7 protein-coding genes and 1 pseudogene are annotated in these 5,389 nt (G+C 71.4%); 3 read left to right on the plus strand and 5 right to left on the minus strand.

Annotated elements, in window-relative coordinates; translation table 11 throughout:
- Positions 1-256 precede the first annotated feature (256 nt).
- On the minus strand, positions 257-697 hold the full coding sequence (locus HLK59_RS47780; RefSeq protein WP_171147956.1) for a hypothetical protein: 441 nt from the start codon (positions 695-697) through the stop codon (positions 257-259).
- Positions 688-1,389 carry an ATP-binding protein gene (locus HLK59_RS47785; protein WP_171147957.1) on the minus strand — a complete coding sequence of 234 codons (702 nt, stop codon included), beginning with the start codon at positions 1,387-1,389 and terminating at the stop codon, positions 688-690. Before HLK59_RS47785 ends, HLK59_RS47780 begins: the two co-directional genes overlap by 10 nt.
- Before the next feature lie 239 nt (positions 1,390-1,628).
- Between HLK59_RS47785 and HLK59_RS47790 the strand changes: the two genes are divergently transcribed.
- Both HLK59_RS47790 and HLK59_RS47795 read left to right on the plus strand, forming a co-directional pair.
- Positions 1,629-2,489, plus strand: a complete 861-nt coding sequence (locus HLK59_RS47790) for a Scr1 family TA system antitoxin-like transcriptional regulator (protein WP_171147958.1) — start codon at positions 1,629-1,631, stop codon at positions 2,487-2,489.
- The gene (locus tag HLK59_RS47795) at positions 2,490-2,744 is read left to right on the plus strand and encodes a DUF397 domain-containing protein (RefSeq protein ID WP_171147959.1); all 255 of its coding nucleotides are present in this window, start codon (positions 2,490-2,492) and stop codon (positions 2,742-2,744) included.
- Between the two features lie 89 nt (positions 2,745-2,833).
- Here HLK59_RS47795 and HLK59_RS47800 read toward each other — a convergent pair whose 3' ends face one another.
- The 3 genes from HLK59_RS47800 to HLK59_RS47810 all read right to left on the minus strand — a co-directional run bounded on the left by HLK59_RS47800 (position 2,834) and on the right by HLK59_RS47810 (position 5,157).
- Positions 2,834-3,538: a dual specificity protein phosphatase family protein gene (locus HLK59_RS47800; protein WP_171147960.1), complete on the minus strand. Its 705-nt coding sequence runs from the start codon at positions 3,536-3,538 to the stop codon at positions 2,834-2,836.
- 105 nt (positions 3,539-3,643) lie between these two features.
- Positions 3,644-4,561, minus strand: a complete 918-nt coding sequence (locus tag HLK59_RS47805) for a hypothetical protein (protein WP_171147961.1) — start codon at positions 4,559-4,561, stop codon at positions 3,644-3,646.
- Positions 4,558-5,157: a PEP-utilizing enzyme gene (locus tag HLK59_RS47810; RefSeq protein WP_240983061.1), complete on the minus strand. Its 600-nt coding sequence runs from the start codon at positions 5,155-5,157 to the stop codon at positions 4,558-4,560. Before HLK59_RS47810 ends, HLK59_RS47805 begins: the two co-directional genes overlap by 4 nt.
- Positions 5,158-5,261: 104 nt before the next feature.
- Here HLK59_RS47810 and HLK59_RS47815 point away from each other — a divergent pair.
- Positions 5,262-5,389: pseudogene (locus HLK59_RS47815) on the plus strand (extracellular solute-binding protein); the annotation flags it as partial.

Here is a 5,389-nt window from a genome sequence, read left to right on the forward strand (position 1 = left end):
CGTACTTAGCACGTCCTGCCTCTCGTGCCCCACGTGTCGTGGTCGTCACGTGTCTTTGTCTTCAAGCAGAAGACGGCATAGCAGCTGGTCAGGACTCTCGTGGGCTCGGTGATGTGCATGAGCGACCGGCTCGTGTACGTGACGTCGACGTCCTCGCGCCCTGATGTGCAGTCGTCCCGCCTGGCGGCCGGCCCCGCCACACGGCCTCTCAGCCCCTCAGCCCCTCAGCCTCTTCGGCCGACCGTCCGTCGGAGACCTACGCGCTGATCGGCCGCGACCAGATCGGCGTGGTCCCCGTCACCCGGCACAGCGCCAGATACAGCGGGATCGGCGGTGTGTACGGCAGCTCGCCCTCGGGGCGGTGGATCAGGTCGGGGGCCACCGGCGCGTCCGGAACGATCGCGCCGGTGGCGTACTGGGCGGGTGCGGGCCATTCCAGGGCGTAGTCGGAGTCCGACGGGACGAGCCACCACCAGTGCGTCTCATCGGCGTAGACGCACCCCACACGGGGCAGCCGGGGCATCAGCAGCGGGCCGAAGCGGGCGGGTACCGCCACCGCGTCGCAGCCCAGGGGGGTGGTCATCCCGTCGGGGACAGGGAGGCGGCGGGGTGCGGCCGGGGCGTGCAGGCCGCGCCGGAGGCGGACCAGCGTGTCCAGGGTCAGTACCTTGCCGCCGGTCGCGGGCCTCACAGCCATGGACCCCCCGTCCCGTGATGCCGCGCCGTTCCGTCGTGTCGTGCCGTCGTGTCGAGTCGTGCCGCTCTGTCGTGCCGCGCCGTTCCGTCGTGTCGCGCGTCCGCCTCGTCGTGGTCGCCGCCCGAGCCGCCGGCGGGGCCGGGCTTGGGGCGGGCTCCCCAGCCCAGGTCGTTGCAGGGGCCGCAGTCGTGGCGCGGGGTGTCGGCCTTGCGGGGCAGCTCCGCCCAGACCAGCAGACCGGGGCCGTGCTCATGGGCTCCCCAGGCGTGACAGAGGGCGTCGACGAGAAGCAGTCCCCTCCCGTGCTCCTCCTCGCCCCGCTGCGCGACGGACGGATGGACCTCACCCGGCGCACAGCCCTCGTCACGCACGGCTATTCGCACCAGATCGTCGCCGTCGTGCAGCTCGCACACTATGTGGCTGCTCGCCGTGTGCACGATCGCGTTGGTGACCAGCTCGGTGACCACCAGGGCCGCCGAATCGCAGATGTCCTCGCAGACCGACCAGCCGTTCAGCCGGGCCCGCGTCAGCCGTCTGGCCTGGGCGGGAGAACCCGGATGGGCGGCCAGCTCAAACCGGAACCGGCGCTCGGCAGCGGCCCCACCAGGGGTTACTCCCGGAGCAGCGTCGAGGCTGTGGGGGCCTGCGGCGGCGTCTGTTCCTAAGGGCGCGGACGGAATCACGCTTGCCACTATCGCCCCGCCGTGAACACTTGGCAAGTGTCACTCTGAAAATTGCAGAGTGCTGTGTGACGGTCTGGAAGGCCGTGGCACACTGCTCGCAACAGCATGTCGAGCGGCGCCAGTTGAGATCACCGGAGATCCGACCAGGTCTTCGAATGAGTCTTCGAATGGCGCCGTCCGGCTGCCAGGATTCTTTTGCACAGGTTTTTACGGGTCTTCGGGCCTCGGGAACGTCCAGGAGGTGGAGGGTGAGCGAGCCGCGGTCCGCGCCGACGGTCGGCCAGGTCGTCCTCGGCCGACGCCTGCTGGACCTGCGTGAGCGCGCCGGTCTCAAGCGTGAGGAGGCCGCCCGCGTCCTGCGCGTCGCCCCCGCCACGGTCCGCCGCATGGAGATGGCCGAGGTCAGCCTCAAGATCCCGTACCTCCAGATGCTCCTGAGGTCCTACGGCGCCTCCGAGGAGGAGGCCGACGCCTTCGTGGAGCTGGCCGAGGAGGCCAACAAACCCGGCTGGTGGCAGCGGTACCACGACATCCTGCCCGGCTGGTTCTCGATGTACGTCAGCCTTGAGGGCGCCGCGAGCCTCATCCGGTCCTACGACCCCCACTTCCTGCCCGGACTGCTCCAGACCGAGGACTACGCCCGTGGCGTCCTGAAGTCCGGAGCCATCGGCCAGACCAGCCCGGACGACATCGAACGGCACGTCGCACTGCGTGTACAACGCCAGGAACTGCTCACCCGTCCCGACGCGCCGCGGTTCTGGGCCGTGGTGGACGAGACCGCGCTGCGCCGCCCCGTCGGCGGCCCGGAGGTGATGCGTGCCCAGATCGACAAGCTGCTCGACGCCGCGAAGCTGCCCAACGTGACCCTCCAGGTCGCCCCGTTCGTCAACGGGCCGCACCCCGGCACGTACGGGCCCTTCGTGCTGTTCCGATTCGCCGTGCCGGAGCTTCCGGACATGGTTTACAGCGAGTACCTGACCGGCGCCGTCTATCTCGACGCGCGCCCCGAGGTGGCGACCCATCTCGAGGTCATGGACCGCATGGCGGCGCAGGCCGCTACGGCACATCGCACGAAGGAGATCCTCCGGGATCTCCGCAAGGAGCTGTGAATGGATCGCATCAAGCCGCGCATACCGGTCTACAACGGCATGCCCGCGCGGGAGTTGGGCAGCGAGGGCTGGCACAAGCCGTGGAGCGGCGGCAACGGCGGCAACTGCCTGGAGGCGATGAAGCTGGCCGACGGACGGATCGCCGTCCGGCAGTCGACGGACCCGGACGGTCCGGCCCTGATCTACACCAGCGACGAGATGACGGCCTTCATCGAGGGCGCCAAGGCGGGGGCGGCGGACTTCCTGCTGTCGTGACGTGTTGGTCCGACGGCGGTTCGAACTTGTGTGTAGCAGTGCTTAATTGATGGACACTCAGCCGATCCAGAACTGGACACTCAGCCGATCTAGAACCAGGACGCGATGCGCCGGGGCGCGTCCACCAGTCGGCTGATCGCCACCACCGGCAGTGGCGGCTGTGCCGCGTCGTCGCGGCTGAGGTTCAGCCCGTAGTAGATCTGCTCGATCGACGGCGGTCCGACCGCGAGATTGCGCCGGACCGCCGAAGCGGACGACTCCTCCCCGGTCTGCACGAGATACGCCGCCGCCATCGTGCCCGTACGGCCGACTCCCGCGCCGCAGTGCACGAACACCGGCCCCGACGACTTGGCGACGACGTCCAGGAGGCGCCGCACCTGCTCGGGCTTCGGCGTCTGACCGTCACGGATCGGCAGTCGTACGACGTCCAGCCCGGCGTCGGTCGGCCCGGCGAGCTGCTTCGCGCTGAGGTCCTCGGCGCGCAGGTCCACGACCGTGGTGAACCCCATGGCGGCGAGCGTCCGGTACCCGGCCGGGGAGGGTGCGGCGCCACGCCACAGCTGCCCCGACGTGTCCACCGGCTGGAAGTTGTGGACGCCCTGCACGGTGCGGGTCCCGGGCGGTGCCGGGGTCTCCTCGCGCATCCAGTACGACAGGGCCAGGATGCCCCCGGCGCCGGCCGCCCACAGGACGGCGTAACCGAGGACGAGGGTCAGGAGGATCCGCACGGTGCGTCGCCGCAGCGGGCGGCGGGGGGCGGTAGGACGGGGGACGGCGGTGCTGAGGACAGCCATGAGCGACCAGGGGGACTAGGGGACGTGGGCGCCTTGGCAGGGTAACCCGAGGTCCTCTTGGCCGTCTTGTCCGTGTACACAAGCAAATGTGTCCTTCGTGTCCGATCAGTCGTCGTCGGCGTCCGCGTCGCCGATGCCCACCACCGTGAGGTGGGCGCGTTCGAGGGTCGCGTCCTCCAGACAGCCCCGCAGCCGCATGCGGTCGTGCTCGGTGAGAGCGGGGTGGACGACACCCGCGAACAGGCCGTCCCCCAGGTCGCCGAGGGTGGCGTGCCGCAACGGCACGGACGTGGAGTCCCGGCAGCGCTCCCAGACCTGCCGCGCGGCCAGGGACCGGCGTGCGGCCGTCGTGTCCGACCCGCGCAGGTCGACCTGGACGAGCACCGACGTGGCCTCGCTCGCGTCCGCCGCCTCCTCCCTGGTCTGCGTGAGGTCGGCGAGGCCCACGACCAGCGCCCCGAGCAGAGCGGCGCCGACGACCCCGACGGTGACGAGACGCGCGGTACGCCCCCGCGAGCGGCGGGCGGCCGGCGACGGCAGGTCCTCCAGGTCGTCCGGCGAAGACGGGTCGGGTGCGGTGAGGACGGCCAGCCGCCCGGCGAGCCGCCGCTCGGCGGGACGCGCCGTGGCCGAGGCGACGCGCTGCACCACCCAGGCGAGCCCGGACAGCAGCACACCGGTGACCATGAGGACCGGCACGAAGACATACGCCCGGTCCGCCGGGTCCTCCAGCCACCGGAACCGGGCCTCCTCCCGTTCCGCCGCCGGCTGCCGCAGCCGGGCCAGCGCGTCCTCCTGCCGTGCCGCCAGCTCCCGCTGCCGCAGGTCCGACGCGCTCAGCCGCTCCTCGATGCGGGTCAGCCGCCCCAGCGTCACGATGCCGAGCAGCAGCATCTCGACGACCAGCAGCAGAACGCCCATCAGCATGGCCCGCTGCCACTGCCACCGGTACAGATAGACGACGAGGTACGTCCCGGCGCCGGCCGCGGCCAGACCCGCGAAGACGTACGCGATCCTCCTCATGGCGTGTCTCCCGGCCGTACGTCCCCGGCGGTCCCGTCGACGGTGAGGCGGGAGCCGACAGGGAAGCGGTGCACGGCCTCCGCCGCCCCCACGACGGCGGGGAGCTCGAACTCCCGTGCCAGCACCGCGAGATGGGACAAGGGGCTGCCCGTCTGCGCGACCAGCCCGGTGAGACCGGGCAGCAGCGGGGCGAGCGCGGGATCGAGGGTCCGTACGACGAGCACCGCGTCCTTCGGCCGTGGCCCCGCCCCGTCCCAGACGGTCCCGACGGCCCGTCCGCCGGACACCCCGCGCATACCGTCGCGGTTCCCGCCGCCCCGCTCGGCGACGACGCCGCCGGCCTCCGTCAGCCGGAACGCGTCCGGCAACGGCGCCGACTCGCCCCGCGGCACCCGTGCCCCGAGATCGGCGGGCAGCGGAGCGCCGTGCAGCCCCGCGGCCAGCTCCCGCCACCGCAACAGCCCGACCCGCTCCGCATCGAGCCCGAGCCGCCGCGCCGCCTCCCGCACGAGCCGTACCTGGAGCTCCTGCACCCAGCGGATACGCAGGCGGAGGGATTCTCGGGGCGAGAGGGCGGTGGTGGAAGTGTGGAGCAAAGAGCCGGTGGAGGGTTGGGTGGTGTGCAGGTGACGTAGGCTGTGAGCTCGGGGGGAGGGGCACCCAGGGCAATGCCGTGTACGCGGTGGCGCGGTGCGTGCGGGCGTACGCCCTCTACTACAACAAGAAGATGTTCGCCGACGCCGGCATCGCACAACCTCCCACCACTTGGGCGGAGTTGGCCGCCGATCTTCGCGAGGTTCTTGGCGTCCCACGGCAGCAGAGCGCCGG

Origin of the sequence: Streptomyces sp. S3(2020) (genome assembly GCF_013044505.1) — a bacterium.
Lineage (GTDB): Bacteria > Actinomycetota > Actinomycetes > Streptomycetales > Streptomycetaceae > Streptomyces.